Annotated in this window: 17 protein-coding genes; 8 read left to right on the top strand and 9 right to left on the bottom strand. The window is 43.0% G+C overall.

Translation table 11 applies throughout. The features are described 5' to 3' along the window. Positions 1-283 precede the first annotated feature (283 nt). Positions 284-1912, top strand: coding sequence for a methyl-accepting chemotaxis protein (locus tag ACRRSY_RS13400; RefSeq protein ID WP_432452709.1), 1629 nt, complete (start codon positions 284-286; stop codon positions 1910-1912). 798 nt (positions 1913-2710) lie between these two features. Here the strand turns inward: ACRRSY_RS13400 and fruA are convergent. From fruA to fruB, 3 genes are read right to left on the bottom strand one after another with little or no spacing between them, the layout of a single operon-like run. Beyond that, on the bottom strand, positions 2711-4447 hold the full coding sequence (gene fruA / locus ACRRSY_RS13395) for a PTS fructose transporter subunit IIBC (protein ID WP_432463395.1): 1737 nt from the start codon (positions 4445-4447) through the stop codon (positions 2711-2713). Positions 4448-4466: 19 nt separating this feature from the next. Next, positions 4467-5408, bottom strand: coding sequence for a 1-phosphofructokinase (gene pfkB / locus ACRRSY_RS13390; RefSeq protein WP_432452712.1), 942 nt, complete (start codon positions 5406-5408; stop codon positions 4467-4469). A 1-nt stretch (position 5409) separates the two neighbouring features. After that, complete coding sequence (fruB, locus tag ACRRSY_RS13385) at positions 5410-6549, bottom strand: fused PTS fructose transporter subunit IIA/HPr protein (RefSeq protein WP_432452713.1); 1140 nt, start codon at positions 6547-6549, stop codon at positions 5410-5412. A 256-nt stretch (positions 6550-6805) separates the two neighbouring features. On the opposite strand from fruB, the gene cra reads away from it, so the two are divergent. After that, positions 6806-7792, top strand: coding sequence for a catabolite repressor/activator (gene cra, locus ACRRSY_RS13380; protein ID WP_432452714.1), 987 nt, complete (start codon positions 6806-6808; stop codon positions 7790-7792). Between the two features lie 324 nt (positions 7793-8116). Continuing rightward, the gene (locus ACRRSY_RS13375) at positions 8117-8980 is read left to right on the top strand and encodes a PEP-CTERM/exosortase system-associated acyltransferase (RefSeq protein WP_432452715.1); all 864 of its coding nucleotides are present in this window, start codon (positions 8117-8119) and stop codon (positions 8978-8980) included. A 39-nt stretch (positions 8981-9019) separates the two neighbouring features. Here ACRRSY_RS13375 and ACRRSY_RS13370 read toward each other — a convergent pair whose 3' ends face one another. The 6 genes from ACRRSY_RS13370 to pspF form a co-directional block, all read right to left on the bottom strand. Continuing rightward, the gene (locus ACRRSY_RS13370; protein WP_432452716.1) at positions 9020-9814 is read right to left on the bottom strand and encodes a peptide ABC transporter ATP-binding protein; all 795 of its coding nucleotides are present in this window, start codon (positions 9812-9814) and stop codon (positions 9020-9022) included. Next, positions 9807-10817 carry a peptide ABC transporter ATP-binding protein gene (locus ACRRSY_RS13365; protein WP_432452717.1) on the bottom strand — a complete coding sequence of 337 codons (1011 nt, stop codon included), beginning with the start codon at positions 10815-10817 and terminating at the stop codon, positions 9807-9809. Before ACRRSY_RS13365 ends, ACRRSY_RS13370 begins: the two co-directional genes overlap by 8 nt. Then, a complete protein-coding gene (locus ACRRSY_RS13360) occupies positions 10817-11704 on the bottom strand; it encodes an ABC transporter permease subunit (protein ID WP_432452718.1) in 888 nt (295 codons plus the stop codon). Before ACRRSY_RS13360 ends, ACRRSY_RS13365 begins: the two co-directional genes overlap by 1 nt. Further along, a complete protein-coding gene (locus ACRRSY_RS13355; RefSeq protein ID WP_432452719.1) occupies positions 11691-12656 on the bottom strand; it encodes an ABC transporter permease in 966 nt (321 codons plus the stop codon). The genes ACRRSY_RS13360 and ACRRSY_RS13355 overlap by 14 nt, the downstream gene beginning before the upstream one ends. A 3-nt stretch (positions 12657-12659) precedes the next feature. After that, the gene (locus ACRRSY_RS13350) at positions 12660-14258 is read right to left on the bottom strand and encodes an ABC transporter substrate-binding protein (RefSeq protein ID WP_432459585.1); all 1599 of its coding nucleotides are present in this window, start codon (positions 14256-14258) and stop codon (positions 12660-12662) included. Between the two features lie 72 nt (positions 14259-14330). Next, positions 14331-15311 (bottom strand): phage shock protein operon transcriptional activator, encoded by a 981-nt coding sequence (gene pspF, locus ACRRSY_RS13345; protein WP_432459584.1) that lies wholly within the window; start codon positions 15309-15311, stop codon positions 14331-14333. Between the two features lie 160 nt (positions 15312-15471). On the opposite strand from pspF, the gene pspA reads away from it, so the two are divergent. The 5 genes from pspA (at position 15472) to leuB (ending at position 19903) form a co-directional block, all read left to right on the top strand. After that, positions 15472-16128 (top strand): phage shock protein PspA, encoded by a 657-nt coding sequence (pspA, locus tag ACRRSY_RS13340; protein WP_432463394.1) that lies wholly within the window; start codon positions 15472-15474, stop codon positions 16126-16128. 11 nt (positions 16129-16139) lie between these two features. Then, entirely contained in the window at positions 16140-16364 is a 225-nt protein-coding gene (gene pspB, locus ACRRSY_RS13335; RefSeq protein WP_432452723.1) for an envelope stress response membrane protein PspB, read from the top strand. Continuing rightward, positions 16364-16738, top strand: a complete 375-nt coding sequence (pspC, locus tag ACRRSY_RS13330; RefSeq protein ID WP_432452724.1) for an envelope stress response membrane protein PspC — start codon at positions 16364-16366, stop codon at positions 16736-16738. The genes pspB and pspC overlap by 1 nt, the downstream gene beginning before the upstream one ends. Before the next feature lie 474 nt (positions 16739-17212). After that, positions 17213-18685 (top strand): TyrR/PhhR family helix-turn-helix DNA-binding protein, encoded by a 1473-nt coding sequence (locus ACRRSY_RS13325; protein WP_432452725.1) that lies wholly within the window; start codon positions 17213-17215, stop codon positions 18683-18685. Positions 18686-18796: 111 nt separating this feature from the next. Continuing rightward, complete coding sequence (gene leuB / locus ACRRSY_RS13320) at positions 18797-19903, top strand: 3-isopropylmalate dehydrogenase (RefSeq protein WP_432459582.1); 1107 nt, start codon at positions 18797-18799, stop codon at positions 19901-19903. Positions 19904-20027: the final 124 nt, after the last annotated feature.

The raw sequence follows: 20027 nt of genomic DNA, 5'->3' as shown, positions 1-20027 counted from the left end.
CATGGATAACTATCCTGATATCAAACTATCTTTTTATCCTAGCTTTTTGTTATTGCCTATAATTTAGTTAGCTACATTTTATCCATCTTTTTATCTGTTAAAAAATGACCATATGCTTAGAAGTAGATTAGCGAGGGTTTAATGAGGGTAAGGCGTGGGCGTCAAATTTTATCTTATGATGTTGGATGTGATGATAGTTAAATCTTTTAATCATAATCTTGTTAAAAAATAATAAATATTATTCAGCATAGATTAGGGAAGAGAGTGGATAAGGGGTAATGAAATGAATTTTGGAAGCTTAAGGTTTAAATACTCATTAGTGTTTGTGGTGAATGCCATTTTACTGGTTGTTGTTGGGCTAATTGGTATGAATATGGGTGTAAAAACTTCTGAAAGTTTAGATGCTCTTGGTGGAAAGATTCTCCCGGCTATGTCTTCGGTACTTAACGCTGATCGGGATCTATATCAGGCTCGGGTAGCTGAACTCGAAGCAATGAAGTCAAGTGATCAGCTTGCTCAATATTTAGATGATTTTAATGAAAACGCGCAACAAGCCGAAGATCGAATGCACAAATTTCAAGCTTTATTAGCTGATTATCCTCAGGCGAATCAAGGGCTTCAGAACTTTGACCAAAGGTATAAGCTTTGGAAACAAACTAGCTTGCAAGTCTTCTCATTGCTGAAAGCAAATCAGCTGGCTGATGCGGAAGCTCTAAGTCAGAAAGCCAGCTATGAGCATTTTCAAAATTTGCGGGAATTATACAATGTTGCGACCGAAGCCGCTGAAGCGATTGCTGATGATATTAATCAAGCTTCGGACGTTGCTGTAGATACAAACATGAATGTATTGAGCTTTGTGGGGATTTCTTCTGTTATTTTGGCGGTATTACTAGCCTATTTTGGCCCTAAAATGTTAGTTGACGCGATTAATGTGGTGACATCAAGAATTCGGGATATCTCTCAAGGCGAGGGCGATTTGACGCAACGATTGGAGGTTAAAGGTCGCGATGAAATCGCGGGATTAGCGAATAGTTTTAATCAATTTGTCGAATTGTTAGATAGATTGATCAGTTCAGTGAGAGCACAGGCCAATGATTTAAGTTCATCGATTAGCAGCCTAAATGATAAATCACAGCAAACAGCAGAAGTGAGTTTGGAGCAAAACCAGTCGGTGGAAATGATTGCAACGGCAGTAACAGAAATGGCCGCTGCCATCAGAGAGGTGGCCAGTAATGCGGGCCACACCGCGGAGGAAATTAATACGGTTAATGCGCAAACAGTGCAGGGACAAAATATTACTCAACAATCTGTTGAACATATCACCTTATTGTCAACATCTGTTCAAGACGCAGCTAATGTGGTTGAGCTTCTTTCCAAGGATTCTGATCGTATTGCTTCGGTACTCGATGTTATCCGTGGAATTGCCGAGCAAACTAACCTGTTGGCACTGAATGCCGCGATTGAAGCTGCGCGAGCGGGAGAACAAGGAAGAGGTTTTGCGGTGGTCGCTGACGAAGTCAGAAGCTTGGCGAGTAAAACGCAACAATCCACTGAAGATATTCAAAAAATGATAGAAGCCTTGCAAAGTGGCGTGACTCAAGCGGTTGAAGCAATTAATAAGGGCGCGGTTGACGCTGAAGGTACGGTTGAACTTGCTGGACAAACCCAGCAAGCATTAACGCAAATCCTTGAGTCAACGTCTAAGGTGTCAGAGGTATCTGCTTCTACAGCTGCATCGACAGAGCAGCAGAGCCATGTGACCGAAGATATTAACCGTAACCTCACAGAATTAGCAGATAAAACTAAACTAAACTTAGAAAATTCGACGGAGTCACAAGCAGACGCCCACTCCGCATTAGAATTAGCGAATTTGTTAAGCCAGCAAATGAACCGGTTCAAGGTCAGTGGTTAAGCGATACCGTTGTTTTGCAATTTAAGGCGTTTTAGAGGCGGAGCGTCACGCTGGCTCATATGTAGTAGCTCATACTACGTAATCAGTTGAGGCTCGAGACCTTTCATATCTTTAGTCATGATTGGTCTCATTATCAGTTGTCGTCGCTCAGACCTTAAGCTATTTTACGGTGACTGCCTTGGAGCAACTGGTTCGCTTTATTTTGAGCTAAATTCTTTTCAACCTAAGCTTGTTTTCTATCAACTGATCTGGCGTCGGCTTTAAATACACGGATGAAAAAATAACGAATAGAATTTGCTGGTTATCACGCTTCACGGGCTCAGTATTCCGAGTTCGGGTCATGTGAGACCTTGTAAGGCAGTCAAGTCTACCGAAGCAATTTCTCTTTTAAAAAGCCAAGAGTGCTAATTTTCCTCTACACTTCCAGCTGAAATTTCCAGGTAATTTTCGCTATTCGTTTTGCTTAATACAGTGATGATTTGCGCAGAACGGGTTCGTTAGGTGCTTAAATCACGATGTTATTATCTATCGTGGTTCAAGCTAAACTCGATTAAAAGTTATCGTAACAAAGTCATACCTCATCGCTGAAGTAAAATAATACTAGCCCCAGAAGTTGTTTCGATACGCCTGTCTTAATACCAGAGCTATTGCTAACGGTTTGATGCCTATTAGCTGCTGGATTTAGTGTTAATGGGAATTGTCATATGAAGTGTTGTAAGAAGCATAAAAAAACGGAAACCAATGTGGGTTTCCGTTTTTAAGATTTCACTCAGTGATTCTAATCATGTTGAATTAGAATTAGCTGATTGCCGTATCCGATTTTTTAACAAACGCGTATCCGAAACCGGTAATTGCTGTACCGACCGCAATAGCAGCTAGGTAAAGAAATACGGGTGAAATAGCATTTGGAATAAAGAGTACAAATAATCCGCCATGAGGCGCTAATAGTTGCGCACCGAATAACATCGATAAGGCACCAGTTACCGCTCCGCCGATCATACATGCTGGAATCACTCGCATTGGATCTTTCGCTGCGAATGGAATAGCACCTTCAGAGATGAAACATAGGCCAAGTACAAATGAGGCTTTGCCTGCTTCTCGCTCACTTTCAATAAATTTATTACGTGCAAGGAAGGTGGCTAAACCCATGCCTAAGGCTGGAACCATACCCGCTGCCATGATGGCTGCCATAGGACCGTAGGTTTGAGTTGATAATAGACCTACACCAAAGGTGTACGCCGCTTTGTTGACTGGGCCACCTAAGTCGAAGCACATCATTGCACCTAATATGATACCGAGTAATACCGCATTAGTTGAACCCATGTTGTTCAAGAAATCAGTCAAACTGGTCATTGCTGCTGCTACTGGGCTACCAATCACGTAGATCATGATAAGGCCAACCGCTAAGGTCGCAAGGAAGGGGACAATCAAAATGGGTTTGAGTGCTTCCATCGAATTTGGCAATTTAATATTTTCGATGAGCCATTTCGCTAAATAACCCGCAATGAAACCAGCTAAAATACCACCTAAGAAACCGGCGCCAGTTGAACTTGCTAACATACCACCGACTAAACCAGGGGCTAAACCGGGTCTATCCGCAATTGAGTAGGCGATATAACCAGCTAATACAGGGATCATTAATGCAAAAGCAGAACCGCCACCAATGGTCATTAGGGCTGCGGCTAAGGTGCCTTCTTCTTTAAATGCTTCGATACCAAATATAAACGAAAGCGCAATACAAAGACCACCAGCTACCACAACCGGTAGCATATGTGATACACCCGTCATCAAGTGTTTGTAGGCACCGGTTTTTTCAGCTTTAGCAGTCCCTTCAGAGCTACTTGATTTTGCTGAGTGCTGGTAAACTTTAGCGTCAGCGATGGCTGTAGCATAGCAGTCTTTGGTTTTTTTCAGGGCGATTCCGGTTGACGTTTTATGTAACTTTTTACCGTCAAAGCGCGCTAAATCAACTTCAATATCGGCCGCGATAATAACTAAATCAGCTTCAGCTATTTCAGCTTCGCTAAGTTGGTTCTTCGCACCAACTGAACCTCTAGTTTCAATTTTAACTTGGTAACCTTGTTTCTTACCAAAGTCTTCAAGTGCTTCTGCAGCCATGAAAGTATGTGCAACACCAGTGGGACAAGCGGTAATACCAACCACTTTCAATTGGCTTGATGCCGCGGGTGCCTGTGCTTCTATTTTGGGTGCAACAAAAGCGGTTGCTCTGCTTTGTGCTGCACTCAAGAATTCTTTAGGGTTATCGATGACTTCGCTTGCTGACGCTAGATAAGCATTTTTGTTATTGAAACGCGCCAAGTCTAAATCAGCGTAACACTGCGGGTCAGCAACAATGATCACTAATTCTGCACTATCAATATCTGCCGGAGCTAAGCGCTGGCAATCTTGAACCGTTGAGTGGCATTCAATTACACTTTTCCAACCTTTCTCTCTCGTGGCTTGCTCGAGTAGACCGGCTGTAATTATGCTATTTGCAATGCCACTGGGGCATGCGGTCACAATAATGGTATTCATATACAATTCCTTGGTCTGTTTACATTTGCGTAATAGTAGTTTGTTGCAGAACCGAGTCCAATGCTTCTTGGCTAGGCAAACCAACGTTCGTTTGACTGACCGCGAGAGACGACATGGCACTGGCGAAGCGAAGTAATTCTTTCGCGCTGGATTGATTGAGTAAGCCCCAGCAGAAACTGGCAACAAAAGTATCGCCTGCTCCTACGGTACTGACTACATTCATTGATGGAGGCGTGGCTTGCATCCAGTGGTTTTGGTTAAGCCATAATGAGCCATGTTCGCCGCGAGAAATCAGCACGTGCTCAATCCCTAAATCAGCAAGTTCTTGGCCTTTTTCTTTTAGTTTATCAATACTGTTTAATGCTGTTCCACACCAGTCTTCTAACTCATCTTGGTTTGGTTTTACCATGTTGGGAGCGGTGGCAATGGCTGTATTCAGTGCAGCCCCTGAGGTATCAATTAAGACCGTACATCCCTTGCTTTTGGCGAGATTAATCCACGCTTCAAAATCGCTGAGTTCTATGCCCTTGGCTAAACTTCCCGCAAATACTACATGAGAATATTGTTCACATAGTTGCTCAAGTGATTGCTCAAAAGCTAATAGATCCGCTGCATCCACACTAAAACCTGGAAAGTTTAAGTCTGTGACTTGGCCACTTGCTTCAACCATTTTAACATTGGTACGCGTTTCACCGGCGACTCGAATAAACTCGTCGCGGATCTGGCTTTGTTCGAATAAGCATTCGAAAGCTGCGGCATTATCTTTCCCTAAAAATCCGCTAACACAGACTTGTGCGCCTAGGTCTGCAAGTACTTTCGCTACATTTACGCCTTTACCCGCAGGGTGCAGATTTGCTTCAGTGACATTATTGACACTGCCGACGGTCATGTTCTCTAATGAACCCGTCAGGTCTAATGCTGGGTTAAGGGTGATACATAACACTGCTTTAGCTTGACTCATTTTAGAGTTCTCCTAAGCCTGCCGCGATAGCTTCGCCAATGGCTTTTAATGCTTCTTGAGCATCTTCACCTTCGGCAGTGAACTGCAATTTACTTTGATATTTAACGCCAAGGGTCATTACTTTCATTAGACTTTTAGCATTGACTGCTGGCGCTTCGCTATCGACGTTCACCACCGTGATATTGGATTTGAATTTTTTTGCTTCTGCCACGAGTAACGCGCCGGGACGAGCGTGTAAACCGTGTGGGTTAACGATTTGGAATATCGCAACATTTCCATCACTTTGCGCTGGATTGGCTCCGGCAAGTTTATTTTCGGTAAGGCTGGTGATGAGTTCGACTTTACTTAGTTTTGCGACAGCAGCTAATTGATCTTGATAGACTTGTTGACCTAAAAATTTGAGTGCTGGTAGATAGCAGGCATTGGCGGCGCTGATCATGATTAAGCCATTTACTGGTTTATTATGATGTTGGAATTGCTCTTGTACCTTGATGACACATATACCACTGCGTAACGCTCCTTTGGCAACACAGTTCAGCCAATATCCGTTACCTAAGTAGGTCGCTGCTTGTTCAAGGCTAGTCGCAATACCTTGTTGGTTTAATAAATCTTTATTTTTAAGAGTGCCGGCGGCAACGGCATTGAGCTGTACCATGCTTTGGACTGGAAAATCTTCTAAGATGAGTGAGGCATCAAATTCAATTTCTAACTGGGTATCACCATTAATTAGATTCATAATGGTGCTACTGTCTTTAGCATTCTTGATTAGCTCTTCTGCCCCATCCACCGAAAGCACTTTGGTAAGCTGCTTTAGGATCATCAGGTGTTCACCTGACTTAGCAGCAATACCAATGGCCAAATAAACGATGTTGCCATCCCCCCAGTCAACACCTTCGGGAAAGTGATGCACCGAGACACCAGTTTGGATGACTTGGTCACGGGTATCGGTGGTGCCATGCGGAATGGCAATACCATTACCTAAATAAGTAGAGTTAACTTGCTCACGTTGTAACATGCCTTCGACATATTTGGCTTGAATAAAGCCTTCTGCTTGTAGCGCAGCTGCGATTTTTTTTATCGCTGCTTGCTTATCTTGCGCCTGTTGATTAAGGCATATATTTTCTAGGGAAAGCGTTAACATCAGAATCACTCCTATGATCTTGGTACTTACTAGTTAGTCTACTTAGTATAGGTTAGCAAGCTAATCAGCTGAACCGATTCAGCCCATTGTTTTAAAAAAAAGTTTGAACTGGCTAATTGAGCTATATTCAAACTAATGGTGACATACTGAATCGATTCAGCTAGAGTTGCAATTATTCTCAAAGTATTTGTTAACAAAAAGAGATCAAGATCACGCTCGATCCTTTTTTATTCGCAAATTGGTAAAGGGTAAACGTGTGAAACTAGATGAAATAGCTTCGTTGGCAGGGGTATCCAAAACGACGGCGAGTTACGTCATTAATGGTAAGGCAGATAAGTACCGGATTAGTTTAAAGACACAACAACGGGTACTTGATATTGTTCGGCAACATGATTATCAGCCTAACCATGCCGCGAGCCTACTCAGAGGGGGGGCGAGTAAAACCTTCGGTTTAATTGTTCCTGACTTGGAAAACAGCAGTTACGCTAAACTCGCTAAGTTGCTTGAACGAGATGCCCGAAAGCAAGGCTATCATTTTATTATTTGTTGTAGCGATGATAGTGCAGATAACGAACGGCTTGTGGTGAGCAGTTTGATTGGACGGCGAATTGATGTGCTGATTGTCGCAAGCTGTTTACCCGCTTCTGATGATTTTTACTTAAGCGTACAAAATCAAGGGGTCCCAGTTATTGCTGTTGACCGGATGTTCAACGATGAACACTTTTGTAGTGTGATTAGTGAAGATTTTGACGGTGCTGCAGCGTTAACTCGGTCGTTGATTGAATTAGGATGTCACAGTGTTGGTTTAGTGGCTGCATCGTATGATTTAATCGTTTCTAAAGAGCGGGAACAGGGCTTTCTGGCTGCCATTACTAAGAGCGAGCCTCAGGTTGATAGTCAGATCTGTTATGGTGATCGTTTTAGCAGAGAACAGGGCCGAAGCATTATTAATCGTTGGTTAGCAGAGGGTCAATTACCGGAAGGTATTGTGACAACGTCTTATATTTTATTTGAAGGTGTGATGGACGTATTAGTGAGCCATCCAGAGCTGTCGAGTAAGGTTAAGTTAGCGACTTTTGGTGACCACGCCTTACTTGATATGTTAACCATTAGCGTGCAATCGTTGCCGCAACAACTCGAACTCATTGCAGAAAAGATCTTATATCTGGCTTTTGCTGCGGTCAGCGGGAAATACCAAACTGGTGTGGAAGTCGTTCCTCGCAAGTTAGTTAAACGCAGCTAGTCCAACACTCCTTTCTCATTTACGCCCCAGCCGTTACTCCAATTAAGCGATGTTGTCGATTAGTTGACGAATAGCGGTTCCTTTTTCTTTTGATTCAAGTTAGCACCGGAAAGTCATTTTAAAAGATTGGCTGTGCTTCACTAGATGTTCCTATCTTGACATTAAGTTCAATTTATTATGTTTTTTAACAATTGATGAAGCGATTTGAGTTGAGCCTATTGGTTGTCAAAAAAAACTATACATCAATTAAGTAAGGTAGTATCAATGTCTAAGCGTTTGAATTATTTAAACCATAAATCACTTAATGGAGTAAGGATTTAGCCATTGAAAGAAAATATATTAGCGACCAGTATAAAAGGAAAAGTCGTCGGTTTACCCAGCAATAATGCGACTCGGCAAATGGCGAAGAAAAAAGCCGTTGAGATAGCCAGGCATTACGAAAATTACTTTAAGCCGATGGTGGCGCTGAATGATGAAGATGTGCACCAAGTTTATCGTTTGCGTCATGATGTATACTGTGAGGAACTAAATTTTGAGCCGGTCAATGCCTTAAAGCAAGAGCGGGACGAATTTGATGAATATTCTGATTACTGTTTAGTTCGTCATTTGTCTTCCAATAGTTATGCAAGTACGGTGAGAGTCGTGGCCCCTTCTGGTTCACAATTGTTACCACTAGAAAAGTATTGTCGAGGTGCCATCACCGATGAAAAGTTGCATCCTGATAACTTTGACCGAGCAGACATCTGTGAAATATCAAGGTTAGCCTTACGTTCAACCTTTAGACGTCGTAAGGCTGATAAGTTTCAAGATTCAGCTATTGGCGGGATTAACGTTGCTGAATTGTATGAAGAAGAATTACGTTGTTTTCCTTTTATCACGGCTAGCATGTATTTAGCGGCAACAGTGTTAGCTGAGCAACAACATGTTCGGCACGCTTATGTCATGATGGAGCCTCGTCTTGCTCGAAGTACGGCTTTACTTGGCATTAAATTTCAACAGATAGGACCTGTGGTTGAATACCATGGCCAGCGCGCGCCGTATTATATTACCGCGGAAAAGATACGGAGTGACTTGCCAATTACTCTCCAGCCTCTAATGGACATGATTGAAAGAGAAGTCCTGCAATCTCTTTCCATGACAAGGATTATGGATGCTCAAGAAAGGCTTTTATTTCGTAACGACCGCTAATGTGAGTCCCTGACCGAGCTTTATAGACCTGCCCAAGATTTACTTGCGAATTGCATCTTGGTAGGCCGACAGTAGGCGTTGGCTTAATTCATGCTCTGGGTGGGTGAAAAAATCTTCGGTGTCTTTAAATTCAACGGCTTTTCCTTGTTGCATGACCAGTACCTTGTCACTGAAGTGGCGTACAAGGCCTAAGTCGTTTGAAACAAAGATGTAGCTGATGGCAAAACGGCGTTGTAAGCCCAATAATAGGTTGATTATTTGGGCGCGAACTGAAACATCAAGTGCGGCAATGCTTTCGTCAATCACGATGATTTTAGGGTTGAGTATTAGAGCCCTTGCGAGTCCAACCCGTTGCTTCTGCCCACTGGATAACATATTAGGATAGAATTCGGCATGTTCTTCCAATAGCCCAACTAATCGAAGTGTCGCCATTACTTTTTGTTGCTGCTCTTGAGCCGAAAGCTCGGTATTTAAGCTTAAGGGGGCGGATAAAATGCGTCCTATATTTGAACGTGGATTGAGTGAGCTGCTGGGATCCTGAAAAATCATCCGAATTAAGCGACAGCGACGTGTATAATCACCAAATTGTAGTGCTTCGCCCTGAATGAATATATCTCCTTGACTCGGTTTATTGATACCGGTCAATACCTTGGCAAGGCTTGATTTTCCTGAGCCAGCTTCACCAATAATCGCCAAACTCTCGCCCATATTTAAGCCGAAGCTAATGTCGTCGATAGCAGATACTCGTTGTCGACTAAGCCAACCTTTGTGAACATAAACATGTTGTGATAAGTGACGAACTTGTAATAAGTTCCCCATTTTTGATTTATCCATTATCAGAGACGACCTTTGGTTCCATGTTCAGTGGGTAGTGGCAAGCAAATAGATGACCTTTAACCTTTTTCAACTTAGGTTGAATCACACACTCTCGTTGTGCTTTAGGGCATCGAGGGCCAAGTCGGCAACCAATCGGCAGGTGCTGTAGCGCAGGGATCGACCCTGGTAAGCCAGGTAAAAAGCTCTTGTGTTCGAAGGGATGGTCAAATTTTGGCGCAGAGTTTAATAACGCCGAGGTATAATGATGCCGAGTATCATTGGTAACTTGCTCTGCGCTGCCCACTTCAACGATTTGGCCACAATAAATCACACTAATGGTATCGGCTAAGCCAGCTAAGGTCGTTAAATCATGACTGATCAATAAAATCGCGGTGTTATTCAATTTATTGAGCTTGTCGAGTAAACGCAGGATCTGGCTGGCGGTGGTAATTTCCATCGAGGTGGTAGGCTCGTCTGCTACCAGTAGTTTTGGTTGACCTGCAATGGCCATGGCTATCATCACTTTTTGACATAAGCCGTCGGATAATTCGTAAGGATAGCTACGCATTACTTTATGGTGGTCTTTTACGCCCACTTTATGGAGTAGCGCGTGCGCTTGTTTTTTACGCCATTGAAAACGACGCCAAAAGCCGCCTTTGATATTATGGCAAGGGATGGCTTCTTCGATCTGTTTGCCGACTTCTTCCGAAGGGTCTAAGCAGGAGCTCGGTTCTTGGAAAATCATTGCAATATCATTGCCGAGTACTTTTCTGCGTTGGCGGGCACTGAGCGATAACAGGTCGATATCGCCCAAGTGCATCCGGTCAGCCTTGATCTTCCAATTGGGTTTGGTCACACCAAGTAAAGCCTTGGCAATCAGACTTTTCCCTGAGCCGGATTCGCCAACTAAAGCTTTGATCTCTCCCTCGGCAATGGTTAAGTTGACTCGATCCACTGCTTTGACGATTCCTGCGGGAGTATCAATTTCAATCGTCAGATTTCTAATGTCTAATAATGCCATTAATCGACTCCCTCGAGCATCGCTTTACGCAAGCCTTCCCCAACCAAGTTAACGCTTAGAATACTGCTCATGATTACAAATCCTGGTAAGGTTACAGTCCAAGGGGCTGAAAATAACAAATCATGACTGTTACCGAGCATTGCTCCCCATTCAGGAAGGGGCGCTTGCGCGCCAATGCCAATAAATCCCAAGGCGGTAATATCAATCAGTGAAGACGAAAAGCTACGGTTGATTTGAAATACTATGGCATCGGCGATGTTAGGTAGCACGCCGTTTTTTAAGATCCGGTAGTGGGTGGCACCATCCAAACGAATTGCTGTGATGTATTCCTTTTGGATCTCGGCTGAGACAACGATGTAGGTGAAACGAATAAATTGTGGAATTTGAGCTAAGGTAATCGCAATTAGAGTATTTTGTAATCCAGGCCCTAAGAACGATACCACCATAATGGCGATTAACAGTGAGGGTATGGATAAAGCGGTGTCCATTAAGTGGTGTAATATACTGGATTTTACACCGCGGCTCATGCCAGAAAATACCCCTAATGGAATGCCGATAAATGCGGCGAAGCAGACGACCAATAATCCGCCGCCAAAGGTAAGCTGACAACCGTAAATGAGTCGGCTAAATACATCTCTACCTAAATCATCGGTCCCAAAAAAGTTATCAACATGGCCACTTGGATTCCATGACGGGGGTTGCATTAGATTATCTCCCTGGAAGTCCAACGCATAGGGAGCGAGCAGTGGACCAAACAAGGCGATGACCATATAAATCAAGAATACCCAAAAGCCAATCATCGCAATTGAATTATCACGAAATCGACTAAGAACCCTTTGTAGAGCGCTGGAAACCGTAGTTTCAGAAAATACGTTAGTGCTGAGCATACACTTCTCTTCGGCGAAGCGGGTGGATCAAGACGGTAAATAAGTCGGTGAGAACAAAAGTGCCAATAACGAGAGTCGATATGGCTAACATGCCGCCTTGGATCACCGCATAATCTTGCTGGTAGATGCTTGATATTAGCCAACGGCCAATCCCCGGCCAGGCAAACACCACTTCTAATACCATTGCCATGGTGAGTACATTACCAAATTGTAAACCTAAACTGGGTAAAATGGGCGGTAAAGCATTATGCAGCGCATGGCGGATCACAATTTGACTCTTGGACAAACCTTTGGTCGCTGCAGCTTTTATGTAGTTTTCATTCATGACTTTCGCCATCGAATTTGAGAGTTGGCGGATGACTTCGGTGGTTGGTACGACTGCTAATACTAAAGTTGGCAAAATTAGGTGACTTATTACACTCATTAATGCTGGCCAGCGGGCCTGTTGTGGTAACCAGAATACGTCGATAATGCCAAATCCGGTAACTTGAGGGATCTCTAGTAGCAGGTCATAACGTCCTGAGACAGGAAACCATCCGAGTAATAGTGAAGAATTCATCACTAATAACAGTGCTAACCAAAAAACCGGAATACTGTAGCCAATCATGGTGAGGCTAAGAATGACGTTTCTGATCCAGTGCTGATGGAAAATACCAGCTAAGGTTCCTAAAGGAATGCCGATTAGAAATGCCAGAATAAAGGCGGTAAAACATAACTCTAAAGTGGCGGGTAGAAAAATAATCAATTGATCAAAAACAGGCTTCCCAGTGACTCTCGATATGCCAAAGTCACCGTTCAGATTATGCCAAACAAATTGGCTGAATTGCTGAATGCTTTTGGCTTCGGCTGGACTCGCCAGTGACTGACTATGTTGGAACATAAAAGCAATTAAATTAATAATTAAAAAGGTGATTATAAATAGATTAATTCGTCGTATTAAATAGCGTAGCATGGCTTACTTCCTGTATGCGTTGTTAAACGACACACCACCGTATGGATTCCAAGTGATACCACCAAGAGTATCACTGTATGAATACATCTTTAAGGCGTGAGTTAAGGGCAGTACTGGAACGTCTTGTTCGATGATCTCTTGAATTTTGTAATAGTTTTTTAATCTGTTAATTAAACGCGGTGAACGGATTGCATCTTCTATTAAGCTTTCAATTTGACCATTACACCAACGGCTATAGTTATAACCTTGTTCTATTGCATCACAAGAAAATTGTTGCCTAAAAAAGTCGTCGGGGTCGCTGTTATCGCTAGACCAGCCAACTAACAGTAGGTCGTAATTTGCTTGTCCGGCGAGTAGGTGGCGTCGTAACACCTGCCAATCCATCAAACGCACATTGACTTGGTACCCATCGCTGATCAGGTCATTACGGATCAGTTCAGCTGTTTTACGGGGTTGAGGATTATAACTCTTGGCTTGATTTAAAACCCAAAACTCTATCGCGGTTTGTTTGGCTTTTTCCACATAAGGATAAACCAAGTTATTTTGGGCGGGTGAATGGGCTTCACGTCGATAAGCCCAAGAAGAAGGCGAAAGTAGCCCATGTGCAATCTCAGCGGTATTTAAGTAAACGGAATCAACAATACGCTGTTTATCAATTAAACCTGCCACGTCGCGTCTGATCCGCACATCGGCAAAGGGCGGTTTTTGGGTATTAAAGGCCAGATAAGAGACATTCAGCCCTGCTTGTACCGAAACTAATAAGTCATCGCGTTGTTTCAATACTTGCAACTGGTTGGCGGCAGGTTGCGCCATAATGTCACACTGTCCGGTGAGTAATTTTGCTAAACGGACCGATGAGCTTGGAGTAATATCAAATACCAACTGCTGCATCGGTGGGGCACCTCGCCAATGTCGCCAATGGCGATAATAACGAATAAAGTGATCTTTGCGCTGATTGGCGAAATAGAAAGGCCCACTGCCGATTGGTTGCTGGTCGATTAAGGCTAACTGATTCTGTTGTCGCAGGTGATCAGCGTATTCTGCGGATAGTATCACCGCATAGTCACTGGCTAAGCTGGCGAGAAAAGCAGCATCAGGTTTTTTTAAAACAAACTCGACCGTGCTTTGCGAAAGCTTATGGAGTTGACGAATATTATTTGCGAAACCAATATTATTGAAGAATGGATAGTCACCGTGCACCAGTTTATATAAGGGGTGATCGGGATCCAGAATTCGCTGAAAACTTAACATCACATCATCGGCATTAAGCGTTCTGCTTGGCGAGAAGTACTTGGTTTGATGAAAATGGATCCCCTGCCTAAGATCGAAACGATAGTGCAGACCATCTTCACTAATTTGCCAGCTACTGGCGACCCCGCCGATCAATTGTTGGGTGATTGGATTAATTTCAACTAAACGGTCGTATAAATGCCGCGAAGTGACCGCAATCGCATTGATAGAGCTTTCGAGTTGGGGGTTAAAAGTACGAGGTGCGGTTTCGGTACAATAAACTAAACCTAGCTTTTTAACGTCTTGTTGTTGCTCACAACCGACTAGCAGCAAGCTTAGGCACATCATTGTGCCGTATAAAAATGCATTCATGTAAAGCTGATATCCTGATAACCGCGGGATAATTTACCATTAACCATCTGCTTATCTCAACCAATGATAGACCTAAGCTTGAGTATTAATTTGATGCTTTTTAATTAATCCTCTTAGCTGATGGTAGCTTATTTGTAGCGATTTGGCAGTAAGCGTTTGTTTAAAATGATTTTTCTTAAGCGTTTGAGTAATTAATTTTTTTTCGAAGGTCGCGACTTGTTGGTAAAATCCAGTGCTGTCGTGACTGTCCTCTAGAGTTGCTTGGGGAGCTTGCTTGGGACGCCAAGGAGACGCGAAGGCGTCAAAGTTTATGTCGTTAATTAAGTCTTTGGGATCTCCATTTTCAACCACCGCTCGTTCCACCACATTTTTTAGCTCGCGGATGTTTCCAGGCCAATGATATTGTTCCAGTTTGAGTTGCGCTGCTTGGCTGAATCGAGGTTTAGATTGTAGATTTAGTTCACGGGTCATTTTTAAAGCAAAATAGTTGGCCAGTAGCAGAATGTCTTCAGGTCGATGGCGTAAGGGAGGCAGAGTGATGACTGCAAAAGATAATCGGTCTAACAGGTCGGCTCGAAATTGTCCTTGTTGGGCGAGGGTGGGCAGATCTTGATTTGTGGCGCAGACTAAACGTACGTCGATGTTGATACTTTTATTGCCACCAACTCGCTCGATTTGGTTTGACTCGATAGTTCTCAGTAGTTTTTCTTGTACTTCCATCGGCATATTCGCCAATTCATCTAACAATAGCGTTCCATGGTTGGCTTGTTCAAATCGTCCTTGGCGTTGCTGAGTGGCACCGGTAAATGCCCCCGCTTGATGACCAAATAGTTCTGATTCGATTAAATTGGGATTGAGGCTGGCGCAGTTTAAACCTAGATATTGTTTATCCCAGCGTTCCGACAGGTAATGAAGACGAGCGGCAATTAGTTCTTTACCCGTTCCTCTTTCGCCGATGACCAATACCGGACGATTCAGTGGCGCCAGTAATGACACTCGGTCGAGTACTTCCAAAAAACTAGGACTATTTCCGAGTAAACTGGGGCTTTCCATTGGTTATTCTCACTAATAGTTGGTTAATTTAACTATATCTTTGGTCGTCACTTCTGTCACCTATAGATTATACCCTTTAATATCAATGGTTTAAATTATTGGTATGAGTCTTGATAGAGAACAATAGACCAATTTTACTGAATAAGGAATTCCCATGGGTATGTTCACTCGATTAGCCGATATCATTAATGCCAATATTAGTGCAATGTTAGATAAGGCTGAAGATCCACAAAAAATGTTGCGTCTTATCATCCAGGAAATGGAAGATACTTTGGTAGAAGTACGCGCAAGTACCGCAAAGGTTTTGGCTGATAAAAAACAATTGCTTCGAAAAATCGAACATTTGGCGTTGCAAATGGACGACTGGCAAGCGAAAGCTGAATTAGCTTTAAGTCGCGAGCGTGAAGATTTGGCCCGTTTAGCGTTAGTGGAAAAGAAACATTTACAAGAGTCAATCAAGGTTCAGCAACACGAGCTCGGTTTAGTGGATGATAGCTTAATACAACTACAGCAAGAAATTGAGCAGTTAGAACTTAAATTGCTTGAATCTCGTAATCGACAAGCAGGATTGATAGCTCGTCAAACCACGGTAAAAAATCGTCATGCGGTTCGACAACAATTAGATAACGATCGCGCCTTAAAAACTCGTGAGAAGTTTGAGCAGTTTCAGGCTAAAATCGATCAACTAGAAGCTAAAGCGGAAGTGTTAGGTACGGATGAGGGGAATCAAGACTTAGCGAAGCAGTTTGCTGAGTTAAGCGCTGATGCGGAAATTGCCAATGAGTTAGCTAAACTAAAAGCAAAATTGGCTAAATAATGGGAGAGGGTATGCTTACTGTATTAGTCACACCGTTAATACTATTTATGGCGATAGTTGCTCCCTTATGGTTGATTTTGCATTATAAAAGTAAACGTCAGCTGGAACACGGCATTAGTGAACAAGAGCGAGAGCAACTGAATGCGATAGCGGCACGAGCGAAAGAAATGTCGTCTCGTATTAGCGCATTAGAAAGTATTCTTGATGAGCGAGTGCCGCACTGGAGGGACCGCTAATGTTTGAACGACCTTTTTATCGCGATCCAGTTAAAGGCAAAGTTGCGGGTGTTTGTGCTGGATTGGCACATAGCCTAGGCGCTGAAACTTGGTTAATTCGAATCATCGCAGTGACCTTGGCGATTACCAATTTTGGGTTATTTTTAATTGTATATGGCGCGGCTTGGCTATTTTTGGACAAGCAGCCTGTCGACGCCAAAGTTAACGATGAGGTCACCGTAAAATCGAAAGTATGGCAACGTGGCGAAACGCCAAGTCAAGCCTTAAAAGAACTCGACTCTCAATTTGATGGATTTGAGCAACGCTTACGTAAAGTTGAAAAAATGGTTACTGCTCGTAACTTTGACCTCCATAGTCAGTTTAAGGATTTGTAATTCGAATTACATGAATATTCAGTTGACTGTGCCATGGATATGGCTTCAGGCAGCAGTTATGATTCTGGCCTAGGTGAAGTCGTTGGGGATGGCATCAAGCCTTTCGACTCTCACCTCATTACAGCTTACATTTATTGGCGATCGTTATTCACAAATAACCATTGCGCAATCACCCTCTTGGAATTAATGTTGCCCTCAGCGCTTGATCTAACCGATATTGGAGCAGTAAATTGCTTACGCCTCAAATTAACCCAATTCATTAGCAAATGACACTTTGGTTAAGCTAGCTTTTTTGGTTAGACTAAACACATATAAGCGCATTAAGTCGAATAGTATGTTGAAGTCACTAAGGAATAGGAGAGCTTTTTTGCAGTTAACGCGGATGTTTAAGCAGAAAGCAATACAATACGAAGGTGGCTTTTTTTTGAGCCTCAGTCAATGTATCAAACCACGGGGTGATGTAGTAGGCGTTTTATGCGCATAGAACTTAATTGTGAGCAAAGTACCTCAGTTTTTAGTGCCGTATTAACAGTATTGGTAAAACATGGATTGGCGCTAAAAGCGATGCAAAGTGTTGATAGTGGCCATTTGTTTTTACATTTAGCTGAAATGGAACTCTCTCTTACGCAACAACTACTGAGTGAGTTTCGTTATGTGAATGGCGTTTCCGATGCGCGTATTGTTTCAGCTTTACCTTCGGAAATTGAGCATAAAGAAGTACAAATTTTGTTAGACAATGTGCCTTATCCGGTGGTCTTGATCGATAAGGTAGGTCAGATCCGACAGTTTAATCAGGCATTTGAACAATCCTGCCCAGATTCCACGCAGTCTCTAACAAACAGTGATGTAGGCCGATTTTTACGAGGTTTTAGTGTACAACGTTGGTTCGGTGGCGGTTCTGGAAAACGTGAGTTAGTGGAAGTTCAGCTGAGTGGTCGAGTTTATATGGCTGACATCATTCCGCTGTCTGAAACGGTATTATTTTCTCACCTTCCTGGCGCGATTATGCTGTTTAAATCGGCGCATTGGCTAGAGTCAAGTTTTGACTTATCTCAGCTTGAATTGGGAATTAGCGAAGGTCGCTTGGTTGCGAGCAGCGATGAAACTAATCTTGTCTTAAGCGGTATCAAACGTCTGGTTGAGCATCCGATGCCAACCTTATTATTCGGCGAAGCAGGCGTAGGAAAACGATTTTTTGGCCGTTTACTGAACGAGCTCTCGATGGGCAGTGATCAAGGTCTTTATGCATTCAATTGTCAAGATCAGCAATATAGTTTGTTGGAACAGTTGGCAGAAATTGCTGCCGAACGGCCGCATACGGTATTGTTAAGTAATATTGAAGGCTTAAAAAGTGTTGAGGTTGAAGATGCGATTAGCGCGCTGTCCGCACCTCAACTTGGGATTAAACACCTCTTGTTTACTAGTCGTTATACGCCAGAACAACTGGCGGCGTTATGGGGCGGCGATCGTTATTATACGTTGATCAAAAATAGTATATGTGTGCCTCCGCTTCGGCAACGAAAAGAAGATATTGTCCCCTTAAGTCAATCCTGGTTAGACTTTCAGTATGCAAAACATCAGGAAGTTTCGCCTCCGCTAACGCGAGAGGTAAAGCGCTATTTAAGTTCTCTGAGTTGGCCGGGCAACATTCCGCAACTTTATCAGGTTTTACAAGATTCACTCGACTTCGGTAATATTAAACACTGGCAAGTGAATGATATTAAATACCACCATGAAAAAGTAGTGGACAGTGTGAATATCGAAAGTCTGTTGCAACAAGATTATCATTCAGCGATGGGCCAATTTGAACATTTGCTGCTGAGTTACCATTATCCGCAACATCCAAGTTCGCGTTTACTGGCGAAGAAGTTGGGTTTATCTCATACCGCGATAGCCAATAAACTTCGAGAACATAATATTCGTAATAAATCCGATTTTGACAGCTAGCTGATGCTGCTTTGACGGTGAAAAAGCGCGTTCTTAGGTTTACCCTTGCGCTGGTTTTGCTATGATGCGGCAAGCAAAAATATAAATTAGAGCAATGGAGACGCAAACATAATGAAGACCTATAAGATCGCCTTATTGGCTGGTGACGGTATCGGCCCAGAAGTAATGAAACAAGCGGTCAAAGTACTTAAAGCTGTTGAAGCGCGTAACCCAGAAGTCGCATTTGAACTTAATGAAGCCTTATTTGGTGCTGTGGCTTATTTTGAAACGGGTAAATCTTTCCCTGAAGAGACCATGGCCATCTGTGATGAGGCGGATGCGATCCTTAAAGGTACGATTGGTTTAAATCACGAAGATTCTAAAAAAATTCCGGTAGATGAGCAACCCGAGCGGGGCGCTTTGTTACCTTTGCGTCGACGCTACAATACTTATGCGAACTTCCGCCCTGTATATCTACCTAAAGAATTAGCGCATTTCTCACCATTGAAACCAGAAGTGATTGGTGAGGGTATCGATATCATGATCATTCGCGAATTGGTGGGTGGTTTGTATTTCGGCGAAAAAGAAATGGGTAAAGATGAGAGTGGTAAACGCTATGTGCGTGAAGTGCTTGAGTATGATGAAGACCAAATTCGTGACATTTTAAAAGTTGGTTTTGAGACCGCCCAACGTCGTAAGAAAGTACTGCATAATATTCACAAAAGTAATGTTTTAAAATCTAGCGTATTGTGGAACGAAATTTTAGAAGAAGTAGCGGTGGATTACCCCGATGTTGAAGTTAAACATATTTTGGTTGACGCTGCGGCGACTTACTTATGTTTAAATCCAGGCCAGTTTGATGTGATGGTGATGGAAAACATGTTTGGTGACATCTTAAGTGACCAAGGTGGTGGGATCTTGGGTTCTTTAGGTTTGATGCCTTCAGCTTGTATGGGACCTGAGAAGTCTTATTATGAGCCTTCTCATGGCAGTGCTCCTGATATCGCGGGTAAAAATATAGCCAACCCTTACTCCATGATTGGCTCGGTTGCGCTGATGTTAGAGATGAGCTTTGGTATGGAACAAGAAGCGAAAAATCTGTGGCATGCGATGAAATCGGTATTTGCCAATGGTTATGGCACGCCGGATCTCGCGAAAGGTGATGATGCCAAATTAATCGATACCGATGCTTTTGGTGACATGGTTGTCGCTGAGTTAAATAAGACCTCTCGAGGTTAATGAGTCAGTCTTAATAAAGCCAGCCTACGGGCTGGTTTTTTGTTGCTGCTACCTAAGGTAATCATACCCTATTTACCTAGCTAAAAATGAATGCTAGCTTGATGATGCGCTTAGCAATTGGAAC

This window comes from Agarivorans sp. QJM3NY_33 (assembly GCF_050870865.2).
In the GTDB taxonomy this organism is placed as follows: domain Bacteria; phylum Pseudomonadota; class Gammaproteobacteria; order Enterobacterales; family Celerinatantimonadaceae; genus Agarivorans.
This window is presented reverse-complemented; position numbering and strand designations above follow the sequence as displayed.